Origin of the sequence: Cupriavidus sp. NPDC089707 (genome assembly GCF_044748965.1) — a bacterium.
Taxonomy (GTDB): Bacteria; Pseudomonadota; Gammaproteobacteria; order Burkholderiales; family Burkholderiaceae; genus Cupriavidus.
Map to the genome: position 1 here is coordinate 25,432 of NZ_JBIVHB010000021.1, position 19,896 is coordinate 45,327.

The following is a 19,896-nucleotide window of genomic DNA, read 5'->3' on the forward strand; positions in this document are numbered from 1 at the left end:
CTCCGTTTTGTGTTGTGGTGTCCGGGAGTGGCCCCGGACCGTCAGGGATGCGCGCAGCCCAGTCGTCAGGGATGCGCGCAGCGCATCAGACCGTGGAGGCCTCGGGCACCGGCTTGCCGAGCAGGAAGTTCAGGTGGATGCGGTTAAAGGTCTCGGCATCCTCGAACTGCGGCCAGTGGCCGCAGCCATCCATCACCGTGAACAGCGCGCCGGGAATCATGGTGGCGATGCGCTGTCCTTCCGACACATCCGCGGTGGGATCGTCGGAGGTCCACAGCACCAGCGTCGGCGCCTGGATGCGGCCGTAGTCGTCGGCCCGCAGGATGTTGCGCTGGCGCGTCTCCATGTCCTGCAGGATCATGTTGCCGCGCTGCGCCTCGACCATGCCGGGCTGCGCATAGATCGCCTGGCGCGTGGCGACGAGGTCGTCGAAGACCTTGGACTTGTCGGCCATCAGCCATTCCACGCGCGCCTTGATGAAGTCCCAGCTCGGGTCTTCAACCGCGCGCATCGACAGTGTCTTCAGGCGTTCCATCACCACGGGGTCTGCCTGCGAGCCGCCGGCGGTGTTCAGTACCAGGCGCTCGACGCGCTCGGGATGGTCGATCGCCAACTGCGAGGCGACCCAGCCGCCCAGCGATTCGCCGCTGAACGAGGCGCGCTCGATGCCGAGCGCATCGAGCACGCGGATCACGTGGTCGACATAAGCAGACACCTCGCGCGGGCCATCGGGCTTGTCGGTCCAGCCGTGGCCGATCATGTCGATGGCCCAGACGTCGAAGTGCTCGGCGTGTGCCTTCAGGTTGCGCACATAGGCTTCGGCGTGGCCGCCAACGCCGTGCAGCAGGATCAGCGCGGGTTTGCTGCGATCGCCGGCGTGCAGGTAGCGTGTCTGGATGCCGCCGGCATCGAGCCAGCCCTGGGTGAAGCTGACGCCGCGCAGGTCGGCCCAGATGCTCTGGAACGGCTTGGCGGCAGCGGTGGAAGTAGTGGGGGCGGTAGGGCCGGCGGCCGGGGCGGCTTGCGTCGACATTGGTTGTCTCCAGGTTCTTGGCAGGGTGCCTGCATTCGGGGGGCTTGCTTTGCACGGAAGTCTAGAGACCGCGTTGCTCTGGGGAAAAAAAATGTGCAAACTGTGCAAGGAATGCACGGCATTGATTTAAAAGGATTTTTTATGTCGCTGGAGCGCGATGCCATTTACGCCAATGTCAGGGGTCTGACGCGTGGCCTGGATGTGCTGCGGGCGCTGAACCGCATGGAAAGCGGGCGCGCAACGGCCCAGCAACTGGCGCAGGAGACGGGTCTGCACCGCACCACGGTGCGGCGCCTGCTGGAGACGCTGGTGGCGCAGGGCTTCGTCCGGCGCAGCGAGTCTGACGACACCTTCCGCCTGACGCTGCTGGTACGCGCGCTCAGCGAAGGCTTTACCGACGACGAGTGGATCGCCACCACCGCCGCCCCGCTGATGGGTGAACTGCTGCAGCAGGTGGTGTGGCCCTCTGACCTGACCACGCCCGACGGCGACGCGATGATCATCCGCGAGACCACGCACCGCTTCAGTCCGCTGTCGTTCCACCGCGCCATGGTCGGGCGGCGGCTGCCGATGCTGCTGACGGCGTCGGGGCGCGCCTACTTTGCCAACTGCACCGAGGCCGAGCAGGAGAGCATCGTCGCGATGCTGCGCGCCGGTGCCGGCGGCGAGCGCCAGACCGCGCTCGCCAGCGATGCGCAGTTCGTGCAGAACCTGGTGAAGCGCGTGCGGCAGGACGGCTTCAGCACCAATCATGGCGACTGGAGCGAGCAGCGCAATATCAGCGCCATCGCCGTGCCGTTGCGTGCGGGGGAGCGCGTGCTCGGCAGCCTGAACGTGGTCTACCTGTCGCGCGCGCTCAAGCCGGCCGAGGCGGAAGCGAAGTTCGTGGCGCCGCTGACGAGCATTGCGGGCAAGATCGCGGCGGGTCTGGCTGCCTGAGCGGACGGCGCCGCAGCCGAATAGTCGCCCACCGCACCCATCCCGCTACAGCACGTTCACATCCGCCGTGCCTGCTGCCACTTCAAGCACTCGCGTGCTCGCAGTCGCCGGCAGCGCCGGCGCGACGCCATCGCTGACGGCCTTCAGCGTATGGAGCGTGCAACTGAGCTTGTCCGGCGTCAGCGTCACCAGCGAATACCCTTCCGCGTTGGTGTCGGCGTGCCGGATCCACGAATTGAAGGCGCGCAGCGTGTTGTCGAACGCATTCACGAGCACCCCGCCTACTTCGCTGTAGACCAGCTCGCGCAACGCGGCAAATGCCTGGTCGTTGTCGACGATGGCTCGGAACGAGCTCAGCAGCGTATTGCTCGACAACCCAGCCGTGACCAGGTCGACCATCACCGGCGTGGGCGACGCCGCATCGTAGTCGTCCATCACCTGCCCGCAGACGAACCCATGGATGTCCCCACTCAGTGCCACCACGTTGCGCACGCCGTTGTTCTTCAGGAACGCCATCAGGTTCTTGCGTTCGGCGTTGAAACCATCCCACTGGTCGGCATTGAGGATAAAGCGGTCGAGCAGCGCGATCGCCGGCAGCCGGCTTTCGATCAGCGGCCGGATGTTGGCATCGAAGGCGGCCGCATCGATGCCGGCCTGCGACAGCACGTTGCGCAGTGCGGCGTACGCCAGGTTGGCATAGGTGCCAGCCGCCTTGGCCGCGGCCAGGTCGCTTTCCAGCGCGCTGGCGATGGCCGATTGCAGCGATGACAGCGCGCTGTTGGCCTGCACCAGCGCCCGCGCGATCAGGTCGGCGACGGCCTTGGTGATGTCGACCTGCATGCGCAGCAGCGACAGCTGGTTGCCCCACAGCTTCCACGCGGTATTGGCGCCGCCCACGCGGTCCTGCCACCAGGCGCGCTGCGTGTCGCCGAGCATCGATACCGGCGTCAGCGCATTGCCGGCGTCGCTGATCTTCTGCGCCTCGGTGGCGGCCAGCGTCCCGGCGGGCACGAAGTACAGGCTGCCGACGGCGCGGCCGGTGGATTCCTCCGGGATGATGTGGTCGGCGCGGTACAGGCGCTCGTCGGTCATCAGCAGCGTGGCCAGGTTGCCGAAGGTAAAGGCGCGGTAGATCTGGATGTTCTGGAACGACGGGTTGCTGGTGTCGAGGCTGACGTCGGCGGGCAGGTATTCGAACCACGCCTGGCTGGCGGCGCGCCGGCGCGCGGTGCGCGGGGACAGGTCGTCGTCCGAGTCGTAGGTCTGGCGGTCCTGCCAGCAGTTGTCCGAAAACTCATGGTCGTCCCAGATCGCGATCATCGGGAAGGCCGCGTGCAGCGCCTGCAAGCGCGTATCGCTGCGGTAGCTGCGGTACAGGTAGCGGTAGTCGTCGAGCGTGGTGGCGTAGACGCTGCCATCCGGCAGCACCGTGCCGTTGGGCAGCTGCAGCGCGGCGTGGCGGTCTTCCACCAGGCCGGCGCGCGCGCCGCCGGGAACGGCTTCGTAGATGTAGTCGCCCACGTGGACGATGAAATCGAGATCCTGCTGCGCCAGTTCTTCCATGCCGGCCCAGTGGTTGGCGTTCCAGTCCTGGCAGCTGACAAAGGCAAAGCGCAGCTGCGGCAGCGGCGTGCCGGCCGCAGCGGCGGTGCGCGTGCGCCCCACGGTGCTTGGGCGGTTGCCGAGCAGGAAGCGGTAGTAATAGCGAGTGCCGGCGGTCAGGCCCGTGACCTTGTTGCGAATGGTGTAGTCCCATTCCGGACGGGCCATCAACGGCTCGTTGACCAGCAGCGATTGCGGCGGGAAATCCTGCTGGGTCGAGACTTGCAGGCGCACCACCACGGGCCGCTTGCCGTTGTTGCCTTCGACGCGGGTCCACACGACCACGCTGTCAGGCCGGGGGTCCCCCGAGGCGACGCCGTGTACGAAATTGAAATTTTCCGGATTGCCGGTATCGGGCTCATCGTCGCCGCCGCCCCCGCAGGCAGTCAGTCCGCCGGTGGCGATCGTGACGGTCATGAAACTTCCCCACTTCAGGAACTGGCGTCGATCCATGATCGCTCTCCTTCTCTCGGGTTGCGGAGCGCAGCCGCAGCCCGGACGCCGGAGGGCATCAGTTTTTTGTGGGAGGCGGGACTGCTTGTTGCATGGATACTAGTGGCCGGCTTCTGTCTTCGCTGTCGGTCAAGCGCCGACATCGAGATAGGAAAAGGATGACTGGTGCCGCGACACATTGTGCTCGGCCTTGCCAGCGATGATTCGTCAATGACTGGCTAAGAACCCTTTTCATTATGAAATGGGTTCTTAGGCACGTCGCGCTGCGGCGCGCCGTCATAGGTCCACAGGAACTGGCGCGGGATCGGTCCCTTGTTGCGCCCGCCCTGGCAGGTCTGCTCCCATGCGTGCGCGAGAATGCCAACCGAACGCGACAGGCAGAACAGGCCGCGCGCCAGCGGGGCGGGAAAGCCGAGCTCGGCATAGATTACGGCGGTGGCGCCATCGATATTCATCGGGATGGCTTTGCTGCGTCCAGCGGACAGTGCCTGCTCGATCGCGCGCGCGATCGACGCATAGCGTCCGGTGACGACGCCATCGGCAGCGGCTTGTTCCACCAGCGCAAGTAGTCGTGGCGCGCGGGGATCGACCGGATGGAAGCGGTGGCCAAAGCCCGAAACGAACTTGCCATGCAGGTCGCAATAGCCATGCAGCGCCGCGGCGACGGCATCGTCCATGCTGCTGCCGGCGTCGATGCGCGCGGCGACATCCTCGTAGAGCGCCACCGCCTGTTCGCCCGCGCCGCCATGCACGTCGCCCAGCACGTTGACCGCCGACGCCATCGCATTGTTCAGCCCTACGCCGCAGGTCGCCGCCATGCGCGCGATGGCAATGCTCGGTGCTTGCGGGCCGTGGTCGACGGCGGCCACCAGCGCCGCGTCAAGCAACTCTCCCTGGCCCGGCCCCGGCAGTTCGCCGCGCAGCATCAGCCAGATCATCTGCGCGAACGAGACGCGGCCGGTCAGCTGCTCGATGGGATAGCCGCGGTAGCGGATCTCGCCGGGCTTCATGTCGATGATGCCGGTGTGCCACCAGTCCTGCGACAGGCGCTGGCCCGGATCCATGTCGTGTTCGGCGGGGTTGGTGTGTTGGCCGATGCCGCTCATATTGCGCGCTCCTGGCTGAGTTGGTCGATGTCCGTGTTGCTGTAGCCCAGGTTTTCCAGCACCTGGCGCGTGTGCTGGCCCAGTTCCGGCGGTGGCGTGTCCACCGCCGGCGCCTCGCGGTTGAGCTTGAAGCCGGTGCGTAGCACGCGGATGTCTCGGCCCACGCCCGGCACTTCGGGAAATTCGCCGATCATGCCGCGGTCGCGCACCTGCGGATGCGCCAGCGTGTCGGGCACATTGAGCACCGGGCCGGCGGGGACACCGGCGGCGTTCAGCAGCGGCCACCATTCGGTGGCGGGCCTCGTTGCCAGCTCGGCTTCCAGCGCTTCGGTCAGTGCCGCACGATTGGCCAGGCGCGCCTGCCGCTGCGCGAAGCGCGCATCGCCAGCCAGTTCGGGACGGCCGACCACGCGGCACACGGCTTCGAACTGCTCCTGCTTGTTGGCGGCGATATTGAGCAGCCCGTCGCCGGTGCGGAAGGTGCCCGACGGGCTCGCGGTCATGTTCTCGTTGCCCATCGGCACCGGGGCCTTGCCGGCGATCAGGTGATTGGAGACCACCCAGCCCATCGTGGCCAGCGTGGCTTCCAGCATCGATACGTCGATGAAATAGCCCTCGATGCGCTGGTGGTCCGCCAGCGACGCCGCCACGGCAAACGCGGCGGTCAGTCCGCCAATGGTGTCGGACACCGGATAGCCGACGCGATAGGGCGCTGTCTCCGGATCGCCGGTGATGCTCATCACGCCCGACATGCCCTGGATGATCTGGTCATACGCCGGCAATTCCGCCAGCGGCCCGTCCTGGCCGAAGCCGGAGATCGCGCAGTAGATCAGCCGCGGGTTCTCCTGCCTGAGCGTTTCGTAGCCGAGGCCAAGCCGGTCCATCACGCCGGGGCGGAAGTTCTCCACCACCACGTCGGCGCTGCGCACCAGCTTGCGGAACACTTCCTTGCCGCGCGTGTGCTTGAGGTTGATGGTCACGGACTGCTTGCCCGGGTTCTGCGCGAGGAAGGAGACGCCCATCAGGCGCTGGTTCAGCGCGGCATCCGCGCCCAACTGTCGCGCCAGGTCGCCGGTACCCGGCGTTTCCACCTTGATGACCTCGGCGCCCAGGTGGGCCAGCTGGTGGCAGCAGAAAGGCCCGGCCAGCACGTTGGTGAGGTCCAGCACGCGGATGTTGCGCAGGGGTTTTTGCATGGTGTTGGTGTGTTTGATCCGTTATTCGACTACTCGACGCGGGCGCCGGACTGGCGCACGATCTCGCCCCAGCGCGTGTTCTCGCTCTGGATAAAGGCGCCGAGCTCTTTGGCGGTGCCGCCGCGCGGCTCGCTGCCTTCTTCACGCAGCTTGCTGGCGGTGTCGGCTTGCGCCAGCGCCTTGTTGACCTCGGCATTCAGCCGCGCCACCACTTCGGGCGGCGTGCCGGCAGGCGCCACCAGCGCCTTCCAGTCTTCCGCCTGGAAGCCGGCGTAGCCCGACTCCGCAACGGTAGGCACGGCGGACAGCAACGGCAGCCGTTTGGCCGACGTCACCGCCAGCGCCCGGATCTTGCCGGCCTTGATCATCGGCATGGCGATCGGCGGCGTGGCGAAATAGAAATCGGTCTGCCCGCCCATCAGGTCGGTCAGCGCCGGCGAGGCGCCCTTGTAGGGCACATGCAGCATCTTGATGCCGGCGCGCCGCGCGAACATCTCGCCGGTCAGATGCCCGACCGTACCGGTGCCGGCAGATGCCATCGACAGCTGCTTCGCCTTGGCCGCGGCAACCAGGTCGGCGACTGTCTTGTAAGGGGCATCGTTGCGCACGATCAGCACCACCGGCTGCGTCGCCACCAGTGCCACCGGGGCGAAGTCCTTCAGCGCGTTGTAGGGCATCTTCGGATACAGCGACGGATTGATCGCCAGGTTGGCGGTCTGCCCCATGCCCAGGGTATAGCCATCGGGCCTGGCCTTGGCCACGCCATCCATGCCGATATTTCCGCCCGCGCCCGCGCGGTTCTCCACCACCACGTTCCACTTGGTCGCCATGCCGATCTTGTTGAAGACCAGCCGCGACAGCACGTCGGTGCCGCCGGCCGGCGGGAAGGGCACGATCAGGCGGACTGGCTGCGCGGGATAGGCGTCGGTGGCATGGGCGACGCCAGTGCCTGCGGCCAGCAGCGCTGGCAGCGCGCAGCAGGCAACGGCGCGCGCCAGGGCGCGCATCGGCTTTGCAAGCATCGAGGAAGGAAGGGATCGGCGGGTCATCGGGTCTCCTGACTGGTGCTGCCGTTATGCCTGGTGGCGGCGCGACGGCATCGGTTTGTTCTTTCAGATAGAACTAAGTTCTATTGAAAAGAACTTTAGAGCCGAAATGGAGCGAAACTAATCCGGGTATACCCGAGAATTTCGAAAAACCATCGAACGTGTGTTCTACTAGACAGAACTTTGGCCGCTTCGCATCATGGAAGACAAGCAACCCGCCCAACCCGCCGGCGTCCCCGATACCTCCAGCGGCGTCGCCGTGCTGGACCGCGCCTTCGCCATCCTCGGCGCCTTCGGGCCGACCGACGAGCGCCTGTCGCTGACAGAGCTGTCGCGCCGCACCGACCTTTACAAGAGCACCGTGCTGCGCCTGCTGGCGGCGCTGGAGCATGGCGGCTATATCCGCAAGCTCGATGACGGGCAGTACGCGATCGGACCGCAGCCGCTGCGGCTGGCGGCGATCTACCAGCGCTCGTTCCGCGTCGGCCCGGTGATCGAGCCGCTGCTGGAGCAGGTCAGCCGCGAGCTGGGCGAAACCTCATCGTTCTACGTGCGCCAGGGCGACCAGCGCCTCGTGCTTTACCGCGTCGAGCCGGCGCGCGCGGTGCGCGTCTCCATCGGCGTCGGCGATGCCTTCCCGATCGACCGCGGCGCCTCGGGCAAACTGCTGCGCGCCTTCACCGAACCCGGCGACGAGCGATGGAGCGAGGTGCGGGCGCGGCTATGGGCGGCGTCGTACGGCGAGCGCGATGCCGAGACCGCCTCGGCATCGGTGCCGGTGTTCGGCGCCACCGGCGAACTGGTGGGCGCGCTGACCTTGTCGGGCCCGAAGCAGCGGCTTGCCGCGGCGCCGACGATGTACGCGGCGGTGGCAACGCTGCTCAAGGTCGCGCGGCAGGCCACCGCGGTGCTGGGCGGCAATGGCGCCCGCTACGATCAATGCATCGCGCAGCTGAGCATGGAGCAGGTCATGGCCAGCGGTGCCATGGATCCGCGGGAGACAGGCTAGACGACTGCAGGCCAGGCGCATGGCCAAAAGGGCCCAAGAGGCGGCTACCCCACCAAAGCAGGGGCACCCCGATGCATACCCACACGCTACATTAGCGGCCACCTGCGGTCCGCAAGACCTCAGGCACAAGAACAAGAGCCATAGAAATCGAAACCCCGGGGAACATGCGGTCAACTTTGTCAATGGTCCTCGCCAGCACCTGCCTGGCGAGCGGTTGTGCGTCCATCGTGGGCGGCACTACCCAGGTCGTCTCTGTCGAAACCCACCAGTCCCAGCGTCCTGTCGCTGGCGCCCGCTGCGAGATGGTGAACAGCAAAGGCACCTTCCACGTGACCACGCCCGGCACAGTGACTGTCAGCCGGGCTTACGGCGACCTGGTGGTTCGCTGCGACAAGGAAGGCATGGATACCGGCCAGGCCACGGTGGTGTCGGCCACCAAGGCGCTGGCGTTCGGCAATATCCTGTTTGGCGGCGCGATCGGTGTGGCAGTGGACGCCTCGTCCGGCGCTGCCTATGACTACCCGGAACTGATCCGCGTGGGCATGGGCGAGACTGGCGTGATCCATGCACGCGACGTGGCCGCGAGCACGCCGGCGGCACCGGATCCCGGCCCGTCGTCCGGCTCGCCTGGCGCTACCGCCAATGTACCGGCTTCGTCCTCGTCCTCGCCCGCGGAGCCGCGTGTGGCCGTGCAGGCCGGCGCCCGCGGCGCGCAGCCGGTGGCCATGGACGACCTGCGCTATCTGTTGCCGCCACGCTGACGTTCGCTGATGCCAGCTCGCCTTTCATCGCCTTCTTTGCTGCTTCGTTTCCCTGCCAGTTCCATGCGCCTACGTTACCTGCCTTTCGCTATCGGCCTGCTTTGCTCCGTTGCCACGCCTGGCATGGCAATGGGGCCAGACCAGTTGCTCGCCAACGTGTCCCCGAGCGTCTTTGCCGTGCGCACCTATGGCCAGCAGGAGGCACCAATGGGCGCGGGTTCGGGCGTTGTGATCGGGCCGGGGCAAGTGGTGACCGCGTGCCAGGTGCTGGCCGGCGCGCGTTCGATCGCGGTGCGGCGCGATAACGTCAGCTACGGTGCCACGCTGGATGCGCCCGACGTGGAGCGCGGCCTGTGCCTGCTAAGGGTGCCGAACCTGCCCGCCCCGGCCGTGCAGATCGCGTCCGGGGCGGCGCCGGGATTCGGGCAGAAGGTTTTCGCGGCCGCAGCCGCAGGCACCGCGGTGAGCTTGCGCGAGGCGACCGTGGCGGGGCTGCAAGCCGGTGCCAACGGCAAGCTAGACCGCATCGAGGCATCGGTCGCGCCAGAGGATGCCGCTGCCGGCGGCGGCCTGTTCGACGAGGGAGGGCGGTTGGTCGGCATCCTGGTCGGCACGGCTGCGCCAGCCCAACCGCGCCAGGCGGCAGTGCCTGCGTCGTGGATTCCGGAGATCCGGGCGCGCGGCGCGGTAGCGCTGGCGAGCTACCGTCCCGCGGCACCAACCGCTGCGCAGCCTGCTGCTGCGGCGGCCGCCGCCCCGGTTACCGCCAGCCCGGGTTCACCTCGCGTCGGCGAGGAATGGCGCTACCAGCTGACCGACAACCTGACCGGCAAGCGCCAGGAAGTGCGGTATCGCATCGATCGGATTGAGAACGATCGTGTGATTTTCAACCAGGGCGGCCGTATCGAATACATGGACGGCCGCGTCGACAGCATTGCCGCGCCGGCAGGTGGCGAGTTTGACGCGGTCGCGCCGCCGGGCGGCTGGGTGCCGGCCAACCTGACGGTGGGCAAGCGTTGGCGGGTGTCCTACCGCCAGGCGGGTACGGGCTTCGAGACCCAGTTCGATGGCGTGGCGACCGGTGAATCGACCATCCGCGTCGCCGCCGGCGCGTATCGCGCTATTCGCATTACCTACGACGGTTTCATGCAGCGCCCCTTCTATGGCTTTGGCTCCAGCGGAAGCGGCTCGGTCCCGTACAAGGCTGTCGTGTGGTATGCGCCGGAGCTCGGCCGCGTGGTGCTCTTCACGGCGGACTTCGTTACGCGCTATGAGCGGGTCAGCGAAAAGCTGGAGTTGGCGGCGCATAGGCTCGACTGAAGGCGGCCGGCGGCAGGCCCGCGCCTATTCCGACAGCTCGCAGAAACGCAACCGGTTGCCGAACGGATCCGCTACCTGCAGCTGCCTTCCCCAGCCGAGCGTCTCGATTCCGGGGCGCGCATACGCATAGTCCTTCGCCGCCAGCTCGCGGTGCAGCGCATCGATGTCCTGCATCGGCACGAACACCGTCGATCCGGGCGTGGCGTCGCCGTAGTGCTCGCTCAGGTGCAGCGTCAGGCCGGAGCGCCTGACCTGCATGTACAAGGGGAATCCCTCTTCGAAGCGATGCTCCCAGTCCACCGTGAAGCCGAGGAAATCCAGGTAGAACTCGCGGGCCTTGTCGACCGAGAAGATGCGCAGGATCGGGATGGCAGGAGACAGTTGCATGGCAGTGGCCTCGTCAATAAAGGGGTGGCCGGATCATAGCGCCATCCTTGCCGATCCGCGCAGGATGCATAAGCTTGCGCGACATTGTTCGTTGGCTTGCGCCTCGCCCGTGACTATGCTGGTCCTCTTTGCCATTGCCCGGAGTGCCGCCATGAATCCCCGATACAACGCCCGCCGCCGCCAGTTGCTCGCGGCCACAGCCGCAGCGGGCGTTGCCGCGGCGGCCGGCGCATGGACCGGCGCGGTCCGTGCGCAGGGCCAGCCGGCGCCGCTGCGCATCGGCTACCAGAAGTCCTCCACGCTGATGATCCTGCTGAAGTCGCGGCAGACGCTGGAGAAAGCGCTGGCACCGAAGAGCGTGGCAGTGCAGTGGTACGAATTCACATCTGGCCTGCCGCTGCTGGAGGCGCTCAACGTCGGCAATCTCGACCTTAGCGCCGACGTGGCCGATGCGGTGCCGCCGTTTGCGCTGGCTGCGGGCGCGGACCTGACTTATTACGCCAGCGAGACGCCCTCGCCGCAGGCGCAGGCCATCGTCGTGCGCGGCGATTCGCCGATCCGCGAAGTGGCGCAGCTCAAGGGCCAGCGCGTCGCGTTTGCCAAGGGCGCTGGCGCGCACTACCTGGTGCTGGAAGCGCTGGCGCGCGCCGGCCTGTCGATCCGCGATATCGACCCGGTGTACCTGAGCCCGGCCGACGCGCGCGCGGCCTTCGAGCGCGGCAGCGTGGCCGGGTGGGCGATCTGGGACCCGTTCCTGGCCGCGGTGCAGCGCCAGGCCAATGCGCGCGTGCTGCGCGATGGCGACGGGCTGGCCAGTTACCGCCGCTTCTACCTGGCCGCCACGCCGTATGCGCGTGCGCACGCAGACGTGCTCAACGTGGTCTTCGACGCGCTGCGCGACGCCGGCGAGTGGGTCAAGCGCAATCCGGCCGAGGCCGCGCGCTGGCATGCGCCGCTGATCGGGCTGGATGCGGCCACGGTCGAGGCTGCCAACGCGCGTCGCAGCTACGCGGTGCGCACCGTCGACGGCGCGGCGCTGGCCGAGCAGCAACGCATCGCCGATGCCTTCACCGCGCAGCAGATCCTGCCGCGCAAGGTCGCGATCTCCGGTTCGCCGGTCTGGCGCAAGGCTTGACGTCTTCCGGCTGCGCTGTCCGCGCGCAGCCGCACTCTTCGCATCAGCCCATCACTTTGCAGGCACCCGCGCTCAACGCGGGTGCCTGCGCTGCTTTTTCACGCTTTCACGCGCGTCTTCCTGCTTCTCCTTCGCTGCAGTCGCCGGCCTGACGGCTGCGGTCCGCACGCGTCTCCGTGTCTTCATTGTCTCGGCGTAATGGCGATCGCTGACGTGCCGTAAGCGACTGCCGTGCTGCCCGATTTCTAAGGAATAACCCTTGGACGCGGAAAAATATATCATGACATGATGTATTGTTCGGGATCCAGAAGCAGGCGCCACCACGTTGGCGCCTTCTGTCGCCCCCAGCTTCAAGGATCCTGCATGCGCATACGCAAACAAACCGACTTCCTTTCCGGCCTGATGTTCGTCGTCGTCGGCCTCAGTTTTTCTTATATCGCCCGTGGCTACACCATGGGCACCGCTGCCCGGATGGGCCCTGGATATTTCCCGTTCTGGCTCGGCATCATGCTGGCGCTGCTCGGCGCCGTGGTGGCGTTCGGCGCCATGTCGAAAGAAGGCAAGGCCGATAGCATGGCACGCTGGGACATCAAGACGCTGCTGTGGATTCTCGGCTCGGTCGTGCTGTTCGGCCTCGTGCTCAAGCCGCTCGGCATGGTGCTGTCGGTGCTGGCCCTGGTGCTGGTGTCGTCGATGGCCAGCCACGAGTTCACGTGGAAGGGCGCCATCCTGAACGCGGCGGTGCTGGTGGCGATCAGCACGGTCGCCTTTGTCTACGGCATCAACCTGCAGATGCCGGTGTGGCCGGCGATCTTCACCAACTAGGAGGCACCCGATGGAACTGCTCAGTCATCTCGCACTCGGGTTCTCCACTGCGCTGTCGCTGCAGAACCTTGCCTATGCCTTCCTCGGCTGCGTGCTCGGCACGCTGATCGGCGTGCTGCCGGGCCTGGGGCCGCTGGCTACCATCGCCATGCTGCTGCCGATCACCTATACGCTGCCGCCGGTGGCCGCGCTGATCATGCTGGCCGGCATCTACTACGGCGCGCAGTACGGTGGCTCGACCACCGCCATCCTGGTCAACCTGCCGGGCGAGTCGTCGGCGGTGGTGACCACGCTGGACGGCTACCAGATGGCGCGGCGCGGCCGGGCGGGCGTGGCGCTCGCCACGGCGGGCATCGGCTCGTTCTTCGCCGGCAGCGTGGCCACGCTGATCCTGGCCGCATTCGCCACGCCGCTGTCGGAGCTGGCATTCAAGTTCGGTCCCGCCGAATATTTCTCCCTGATGGTGCTCGGGCTGATCGGCGCGGTGGTGCTGGCGTCGGGCTCGCTGGTCAAGGCGGTGGCGATGATCGTGCTGGGGCTGCTGTTGGGGCTGGTCGGCACCGACGTGAACTCGGGCGCAGCGCGCTTCTCCTTCGATGTGCCGGAACTGACCGATGGCATCAGCATCACCGCGCTCGCGATGGGCCTGTTCGGGTTTGCCGAGATCATCGCCAACCTGGAGCAGAAGGAGCACCGCGAGACCTTTACCGACCGCGTCACCGGCCTGTTCCCGAACAAGGAGGACTTCAGGCGCATGATCCCGGCCGTGCTGCGCGGCACCGTGCTGGGCTCGTCGCTGGGTATCCTGCCGGGCGGTGGCGCGTCGCTGGCATCCTTCGCCGCGTATTCGCTGGAGAAGAAGACATCGAAGTATCCGCAGGAATTCGGCAAGGGTGCGATCGAAGGCGTGGCGGGGCCGGAGTCGGCCAACAATGCCGCGGCGCAGACGTCGTTCATTCCGCTGCTGACGCTGGGCATCCCGCCCAATGCGGTGATGGCGCTGATGGTCGGTGCGATGACCATCCACAACATCCAGCCGGGGCCGCAGGTGATGACCAGCAACCCCGCGCTGTTCTGGGGCCTGATCGCCTCGATGTGGATCGGCAACCTGATGCTGGTGGTGCTGAACCTGCCGCTGATCGGCATCTGGGTCAAGCTGCTGACCGTGCCGTACCGCTTCCTCTATCCGGCGATCCTGGTGTTCTGCAGCATCGGCGTCTATTCGGTCAACAACACGGTGTTCGATGTTTTCGCCGCGGCCGCTTGTGGCCTGATCGGCTACATCTTCCACAAGCTGCGCTGCGAACCCGCGCCGCTGCTGCTGGGCTTCGTGCTCGGGCCGATGATGGAGGAGAACTTCCGCCGTACCTTGCTGCTGTCGCGCGGCGATTTCTCGGTGTTCACCACGCGGCCGCTGTCGCTGGGTCTGCTGGTGGCCGCCGCCGCGCTGGTGGCGGTGGTGGCGCTGCCGTCGATCAAGGCCAAGCGGGAGGAGGCTTTCCAGGAGGAATAGGCAGCGGTCAGGCCTTTCCTCAACCGGCACGCAGGCATCGCCGCCTGCGTGCCGGTTTTTTTTGCCCAGTATCGGAAGGCTTCACCGAGGACGACGCGGCAAAATTCCCGTTCGACCATCTCGACCCCACCAAGATCATCCCGGAAGAGACGGTGCCGCTGAAGATCATCGGCCGCATGGTGCTCGACCGCTGGCCCGACAACTTCTTTGCCGAGACCGAACAGGTGGCGTTTTGCCCGGCCAATACCTTGCCGGGGGTGGACTTCTCCAACGTTCCGCTGCTGCAGGGGCGCTTGTTCTCCTATCTCGACACACAGCTGCTGCGGCTGGGCTCGCCGAACTTCCACCAGATCCCGGTCAACGCACCCAAGTGCCCGTTCGCCCACCACCAGCGCGATGGTCATCTGCAGATGGTGCAGCCGCGCGGACGCGTGGCCTATGAGCCCAGTTCGCTCGATGACGCATCCCCGCGCGAGGCGCCCGGGCTGGGCTTCCCCAGCGCGCGGGTGCCCGAGCAGGGCGACAAGGGTCGCATCCGCGCCGAGAGCTTTGCCGATCATTACAGCCAGGCGCGCATGTTCTATCGCAGCCAGACGCGCGCCGAGCAGGCGCATATCGCCTCGGCGCTGGTATTCGAGTTGTCCAAGGTCGAGCACATGCACGTGTGCGAGCGCATGGTGGCGCACCTGCGCAATATCGACGACGACCTGGGCCAGCGCGTCGCCGATGGCCTGGCGCTGGACCAGCTGCCCGATCCGCTGCCGTCCGCCGTGCCGGTGCAGGACCTGCCGCCGTCGCCTGCGCTGCAGATCATCGGCCGCATGAAAGACACGCTGCAGGGGCGCGAGGTTGGCATCCTGGTTGCCGATGGCTCGGATGGCGCCACCGTCGAATCCATCCGGCAGGCAGCCATCGCCGACGGCGCCACGGTCAAGATCGTCGCGCCCAGGGTCGGCGGTGCGGTGCTGGCCGACGGCACCGGGCTGGCCGCCGACGGCCAGCTCGCCGGTACCCCGTCTGTGATGTTCGATGCGGTGGCGGTGGTATTGTCCGCCGACGGCGCGGCGCAGCTGGCGCAGGAAAGCGCGGCACTGGACTTCGTCTGCTTTGCCTACGCGCACCTGAAGGCCATCGCGGCCGATGACGGCGGCGACGCGCTGCCGGCGCAGGCCAACCTCAAGCCCGATAACGGGGCCGTGCCGGCCGGCGATACAACGCGCTTTATCGCGGCGGCCAAGACACGGCAGTGGGATCGCGAGCCGCAGGTGCGAATGCTGGCGTAGGGCCTGCAAATACAGCGCCGGCCGTCGCGGGCCGGCGTTGTTTCGCATGCCTTGTGCACACAACGGGCATCAATGAATACGCAGGGCGCGGTAGAATCACGCCATCGCCTTGTTCCATCGCCGTGTTCCATCGCCTTCGCAGTCCATGCCCGAAGAAAAGAAAAGCCTGTCCGACACCATCCGCGCCGCAATCGAGCAGGAGATTCTTTCGGGGAAACTGCCCAGCGGCACGCAACTGGAAGAGCAGCAATTGCTGGCGCGCTTCGGCGTGTCGCGCACGCCGGTGCGCGAGGCGCTGATCCAGCTGGAGTCGGCCGGGCTGGTCGACCTGGTGCCGCGCCAGGGCGCGATCGTGTCGTCGATCACGCTGCGCGAGTATGTCGCCATGAACGAGATCCTGGTGCAGCTCGAGGCGCTGGCCGCGCGGCTGGCGGCGCGCCGCATCTCGCCGGCGCAGCGAAGCGCCATGCAGGAAGCGCTGGCCGCCTGCCGCGCCGCGGCCGGGGAAGCCGATTCCGAGCGCTACCGTGCAGCCAACGACGCTTTCCACGACGTCATCTACGAGGCCTGCTGCAACGACATCCTGTCGCGGCAGATCCGCACCATGCGCGCACGGATGCGCGGCATGCGGGACCTGCGCTTCGAAAAGCCGGCGCGCATCCTGGCCTCGCTTGAGGAGCACCAGGCCGTGATGGCAGCGATCGAGCGCGGCAGCGAAGAAGAAGCCGCCGCGGCGATGGTGCGCCATATCGCCACCGGCGGCGATGTCTATGCCGACATGATTGCGTCCATGCCCGGCGACGAAGCCGGCAGCAAGCGCGCGCGGCGCTAGGGACGGCTGCCTGTTCAGTCGAGCTTCACGCCGGCCTGGACGATCCGCTCCAGCGCCGACTTGCCGTCCGCGCCGGCCCATTTGCCGAATTCCGCCGGCGACGCCGAGGTCGACACCTCGCTGCCGTTCGATGCCAGTTTGGCGCGCAGCTGCGGATCGGCCATCACCTTGGTCGCCGCCGCGAACAGCTTGTCGCGGATCTCCGCCGGCAGGCCCGCCGGCCCATACAGCCCGAACCAGAACGTGAACTCAAATCCGGGCAGGCCGGCCTGCGCCAGCGCCGGCAGCCCCGGCGCCACCGCCGAGGGCTGGGGCGTGGTCACGCCGATCATCTTCACGATCCCCTGCGTTCCCATCGGCAGCACCGACGACGCGGTGCCGAACGACAGCTCCACCTCGCCCGCTGCCACTGCCTGCAGCGCCGGCGCGCCGCCCTTGTACGGCACGTGCGTCATGCGCACGCCGGTCGCCTTCTCGAACTGCAGCCCGGCGATATGCGGCGAGCCGCCGATGCCGGACGACGAGTAGTTGAACTTGCCCGGCTGTGCTTTCGCCCTGTCCACCAGCGCCTTGACGTCGGCGACGTTCAGGTTCTTGTTGACCGCCAGGATCAGCGGCGACACGGTCAGCCGCGTGATCGGGGTGAAGTCGGTCGACTTGTAGCGTGCCTTGTACAACTGCTGGTCGATGCCATACAGCGTCGCCGTGGCGAGCCCCAGCGTATAGCCGTCCGGTGCGGCCTGTGCCAGCGCGGCCGAGGCCAGCGTGCTGCCGGCGCCGGGTTTGTTGTCGACCAGCACGGTCTGGCCAAGCTCCTTCGACAGCGCTTCGCCGAACATGCGCGCGACAAAGTCGGCGGCGCCGGCGGGGGTGTAGCCGACCAGCAGCCGGATCGGGCGGCTGGGGTAGTCCTGCGCCGCGGCTACGCCGGGCAAGGCGGTCAGCGCAGCGACTGCTGCAGTCGCTGCAGCGCGGCCAGCCCGGGCGAAAAGGTATTTCATCGTTGTCTCCTCGTTGTTGTGGGCAGCGGCCCGCCATTCAGGCGGCCACGCTGGCCGCGCGCAGCGCCGCCACCGCGGCGGCGTCGTAGCCCAGGCCGCGCAGGATCTCGTCAGTGTGCTCGCCGGGATCGGGCGCGGCGCGGGCAAAGCGCTCGGGGTGCGGCGCCGCCGACAGGTTGATCGGCGAGCGCAGCAGATCCAACTGGCCCAGCACCGGGTGCTCGGCCGGGCGGGTCATGCGCAGATGCCGCACCTGCGCGTCTTCAAAGGCCTGGCCGATATCGAACACCGGGCCGCACGGCACGCCGGCGGCGTTCAGCCGCGTGGTCAACTCCGCCGCGCTGAAGCCGGCGGTGCAGCGGCCGATGGCCTCGTCCAGCCGGTGCCGCTCGGCGGCGCGGCCCGCGGCGGTCTGGAAGGCGGGATCGTCCAGCAGCCAGCCGGCTTCGAGCGCGCGGCAGAAGTTGCTCCACATGCGGTCAGTGCTGGCGGCGATATTGACCACGCCATCGCGGCAGCGATAGGTGCCCATTGGCACCAGCGTCGGATGCGCGTTGCCTTGCGGCGTCGGCACTTCACCGTCAACGGTGTAGCGCGCGCCCTGAAAGTCCAGTTTGTTGAGCATGCCTTCGATCAGCGAGGTGTGGACCCACTGGCCCCGGCCGCTGCGCTGGCGCTGCAACAGCGCGAGCAAGATGCCCTGTCCCAGGAACATGCCCGCGGTGGTGTCGGAGATGGCAATGCCCACGCGCAGCGGTCCCTGGCCCGGCACACCGGTGACCGAACTCAGGCCGGACATGCCCTGCACGATCTGGTCGAGTCCCGGCCGCTCGCAATACGGGCCGTCCTGGCCAAAGCCCGAGATGCTCGCCAGGATCACGCGCGGATTGATCGCGCTGAGGCGCTCGTAGGTCAGGCCGAGCCGCTCCTTGACCACGGCGCGGAAGTTTTCCACCACCACGTCGGCCTGCCGCACCAGCCGCGCCAGCACCTCGGTGCCCTGCGGCGTCTTCAGGTCCAGGCACAGGCTGCGCTTGTTGCGGTGCAGGTTCTGCTCATCCGAGCCGCGGCGGCGCCCGGTGACCGAGCCGCGGTCCTGCGGCGGCGGCGGTTCGACACGGATCACGTCGGCGCCCCAGTCGGACAGCAGGCGTACCGCGGCCGGGCCGGCGCGGGCGATGGACAGGTCCAGCACGGTGATGCCGGACAGCGGCAGGTCTGCGGCGGGGCCGGGGGAAGGTGGCGTCATGGCAAATCCTTGGTGGAATCTGCCTTAAGTATACAAATACAACGATAAAAAATACGTATACGGAGTTTCCATGATGCGCGGAGGGCAGGATTGCGTTAGCCTGCTCAGGAAATTCCCCCGGGTAAGTGGCCAGAATGCAACTAGTGCAGCAATTTTCGCGAGCTGCGGCGTTCGCCATGCGCACTACAACACCTTTCGTCGAGAGTTTTGTATGCTGACAGACTCAGTTTGTATAAATTCACATGGCGGACCTGATGTCCTCGCGTTTTGCCAGATTCCCGTCGCGGCGCCCGGCCCCGGCGAAGTCCAGTTGCGCCAGTCCGCCATCGGCCTGAACTTCGCCGACATCTACCAGCGCAAGGGCGCGCATGGCCCGCATGCGCCGGCGCCGTTTCCGGTGACGCTGGGCTCGGTCGGCGCCGGCGAGGTGACCGCCGTCGGCGCCGGCGTGGAAGGCATCAGCGTGGGCCAGCGCGTGGCGTGCATGCACCCCGGCGCCTACCAGGTGACGCGCAACGTCCCGGCCGGCCGCATCGTGCCGCTGCCGGATGCCATGCCGGAAGACGTCGCGGGCGCCACGCTGCTGCGCGGCCTGACCGCCGAATACCTGCTGCACCGCCTCTACGCCGTGAAGCCGGGCGATACGGTGCTGGTCCACGCCGCGGCTGGCGGCATGGGCGTGCTGCTCTCGCAATGGGCGCGCGCGCTTGGCGCGACGGTGATCGGCACCGTTGGCAGCGAGGCCAAGCGCGAAGTGGCGCTGGCGCATGGTTGCCACCATGTGGTCAATTACCGCGAGACCGACTTCGTTGCCGCCGTGCTGGCGCTGACCGCCGGCGCCGGCGTGGCCGTGGTCTACGACGCGGTCGGCAAGGACGTATTCGTGCCGTCGTTGCAATGCCTGCGCCCGTGCGGCATGGCGATCAACTACGGCACTGCCTCGGGCGATGTCGAGGCCTTTGACCTGCAGTTGCTGCACGCGCGCTCGCTGCTGGTGTCGCGGCCCACGCTGCGCACGTATATCGCCACGCCGCAGGCACTGGCCGGCGCCGCGGCAACGCTGTTCAAGGCGGTCGAAGCCGGGCACCTGCGCCTGTCGGTCGACCGGCGCTACCCGCTCAGCGCGGTCCGCGACGCGCATCGCGACCTGGAAGGCCGCGCCACTACCGGCTCGGCCGTGCTGGTGCCATGACCGGCGCCGCGCGG

At 67.4% G+C, this 19,896-nt stretch carries 17 protein-coding genes and 1 pseudogene; 10 read left to right on the forward strand and 8 right to left on the reverse strand.

Features of this window, described 5'->3' with window-relative positions; translation table 11 throughout:
- Positions 1-85 precede the first annotated feature (85 nt).
- Positions 86-1,033 carry an alpha/beta fold hydrolase gene (locus ACIP1U_RS25545; protein WP_400321048.1) on the reverse strand — a complete coding sequence of 316 codons (948 nt, stop codon included), beginning with the start codon at positions 1,031-1,033 and terminating at the stop codon, positions 86-88.
- A 141-nt stretch (positions 1,034-1,174) separates the two neighbouring features.
- On the opposite strand from ACIP1U_RS25545, the gene ACIP1U_RS25550 reads away from it, so the two are divergent.
- A complete protein-coding gene (locus ACIP1U_RS25550) occupies positions 1,175-1,972 on the forward strand; it encodes a DNA-binding transcriptional regulator (RefSeq protein ID WP_400321050.1) in 798 nt (265 codons plus the stop codon).
- 45 nt (positions 1,973-2,017) lie between these two features.
- On the opposite strand, the gene ACIP1U_RS25555 is transcribed toward ACIP1U_RS25550, so the two are convergent.
- From ACIP1U_RS25555 to ACIP1U_RS25570, 4 genes are all read right to left on the reverse strand, one after another.
- Complete coding sequence (locus tag ACIP1U_RS25555; protein ID WP_400321053.1) at positions 2,018-4,027, reverse strand: alkaline phosphatase D family protein; 2,010 nt, start codon at positions 4,025-4,027, stop codon at positions 2,018-2,020.
- A 218-nt stretch (positions 4,028-4,245) separates the two neighbouring features.
- Positions 4,246-5,133, reverse strand: a complete 888-nt coding sequence (locus tag ACIP1U_RS25560) for a citryl-CoA lyase (protein ID WP_400321056.1) — start codon at positions 5,131-5,133, stop codon at positions 4,246-4,248.
- Positions 5,130-6,329 carry a CaiB/BaiF CoA transferase family protein gene (locus ACIP1U_RS25565; protein ID WP_400321059.1) on the reverse strand — a complete coding sequence of 400 codons (1,200 nt, stop codon included), beginning with the start codon at positions 6,327-6,329 and terminating at the stop codon, positions 5,130-5,132. Before ACIP1U_RS25565 ends, ACIP1U_RS25560 begins: the two co-directional genes overlap by 4 nt.
- Positions 6,330-6,358: 29 nt before the next feature.
- Complete coding sequence (locus ACIP1U_RS25570; protein WP_400321238.1) at positions 6,359-7,336, reverse strand: Bug family tripartite tricarboxylate transporter substrate binding protein; 978 nt, start codon at positions 7,334-7,336, stop codon at positions 6,359-6,361.
- A 238-nt stretch (positions 7,337-7,574) separates the two neighbouring features.
- Here ACIP1U_RS25570 and ACIP1U_RS25575 point away from each other — a divergent pair, with 238 nt between their 5' ends.
- The 3 genes from ACIP1U_RS25575 (at position 7,575) to ACIP1U_RS25585 (ending at position 10,465) form a co-directional block, all read left to right on the forward strand.
- Positions 7,575-8,384 carry an IclR family transcriptional regulator gene (locus ACIP1U_RS25575; RefSeq protein ID WP_400321062.1) on the forward strand — a complete coding sequence of 270 codons (810 nt, stop codon included), beginning with the start codon at positions 7,575-7,577 and terminating at the stop codon, positions 8,382-8,384.
- A 302-nt stretch (positions 8,385-8,686) separates the two neighbouring features.
- Positions 8,687-9,145 (forward strand): hypothetical protein, encoded by a 459-nt coding sequence (locus ACIP1U_RS25580; RefSeq protein ID WP_400321065.1) that lies wholly within the window; start codon positions 8,687-8,689, stop codon positions 9,143-9,145.
- A gap of 63 nt (positions 9,146-9,208) precedes the next feature.
- Entirely contained in the window at positions 9,209-10,465 is a 1,257-nt protein-coding gene (locus ACIP1U_RS25585; RefSeq protein ID WP_400321067.1) for a serine protease, read from the forward strand.
- 24 nt (positions 10,466-10,489) lie between these two features.
- Here the strand turns inward: ACIP1U_RS25585 and ACIP1U_RS25590 are convergent, their stop codons facing one another.
- Complete coding sequence (locus ACIP1U_RS25590) at positions 10,490-10,852, reverse strand: glyoxalase superfamily protein (RefSeq protein WP_400321070.1); 363 nt, start codon at positions 10,850-10,852, stop codon at positions 10,490-10,492.
- A 151-nt stretch (positions 10,853-11,003) separates the two neighbouring features.
- Between ACIP1U_RS25590 and ACIP1U_RS25595 the strand changes: the two genes are divergently transcribed.
- From ACIP1U_RS25595 to ACIP1U_RS25615, 5 genes and pseudogenes are all read left to right on the forward strand, one after another.
- The gene (locus ACIP1U_RS25595; protein ID WP_400321073.1) at positions 11,004-11,987 is read left to right on the forward strand and encodes an aliphatic sulfonate ABC transporter substrate-binding protein; all 984 of its coding nucleotides are present in this window, start codon (positions 11,004-11,006) and stop codon (positions 11,985-11,987) included.
- Positions 11,988-12,350: 363 nt separating this feature from the next.
- A complete protein-coding gene (locus ACIP1U_RS25600) occupies positions 12,351-12,812 on the forward strand; it encodes a tripartite tricarboxylate transporter TctB family protein (protein ID WP_400321076.1) in 462 nt (153 codons plus the stop codon).
- A 10-nt stretch (positions 12,813-12,822) separates the two neighbouring features.
- A complete protein-coding gene (locus ACIP1U_RS25605) occupies positions 12,823-14,325 on the forward strand; it encodes a tripartite tricarboxylate transporter permease (protein ID WP_400321079.1) in 1,503 nt (500 codons plus the stop codon).
- An 80-nt stretch (positions 14,326-14,405) separates the two neighbouring features.
- Positions 14,406-15,608 (forward strand): annotated as a pseudogene (locus ACIP1U_RS25610) (catalase); the annotation flags it as partial.
- Between the two features lie 145 nt (positions 15,609-15,753).
- Positions 15,754-16,440, forward strand: a complete 687-nt coding sequence (locus ACIP1U_RS25615; protein ID WP_400321082.1) for a GntR family transcriptional regulator — start codon at positions 15,754-15,756, stop codon at positions 16,438-16,440.
- Between the two features lie 14 nt (positions 16,441-16,454).
- Here ACIP1U_RS25615 and ACIP1U_RS25620 read toward each other — a convergent pair whose 3' ends face one another.
- Both ACIP1U_RS25620 and ACIP1U_RS25625 read right to left on the reverse strand, forming a co-directional pair.
- The gene (locus ACIP1U_RS25620) at positions 16,455-17,441 is read right to left on the reverse strand and encodes a Bug family tripartite tricarboxylate transporter substrate binding protein (protein WP_400321085.1); all 987 of its coding nucleotides are present in this window, start codon (positions 17,439-17,441) and stop codon (positions 16,455-16,457) included.
- A gap of 37 nt (positions 17,442-17,478) precedes the next feature.
- Positions 17,479-18,690 (reverse strand): CaiB/BaiF CoA transferase family protein, encoded by a 1,212-nt coding sequence (locus ACIP1U_RS25625; protein WP_400321088.1) that lies wholly within the window; start codon positions 18,688-18,690, stop codon positions 17,479-17,481.
- Between the two features lie 211 nt (positions 18,691-18,901).
- Here ACIP1U_RS25625 and ACIP1U_RS25630 point away from each other — a divergent pair, with 211 nt between their 5' ends.
- Positions 18,902-19,882 carry a quinone oxidoreductase family protein gene (locus tag ACIP1U_RS25630; protein WP_400321089.1) on the forward strand — a complete coding sequence of 327 codons (981 nt, stop codon included), beginning with the start codon at positions 18,902-18,904 and terminating at the stop codon, positions 19,880-19,882.
- Positions 19,883-19,896: the final 14 nt, after the last annotated feature.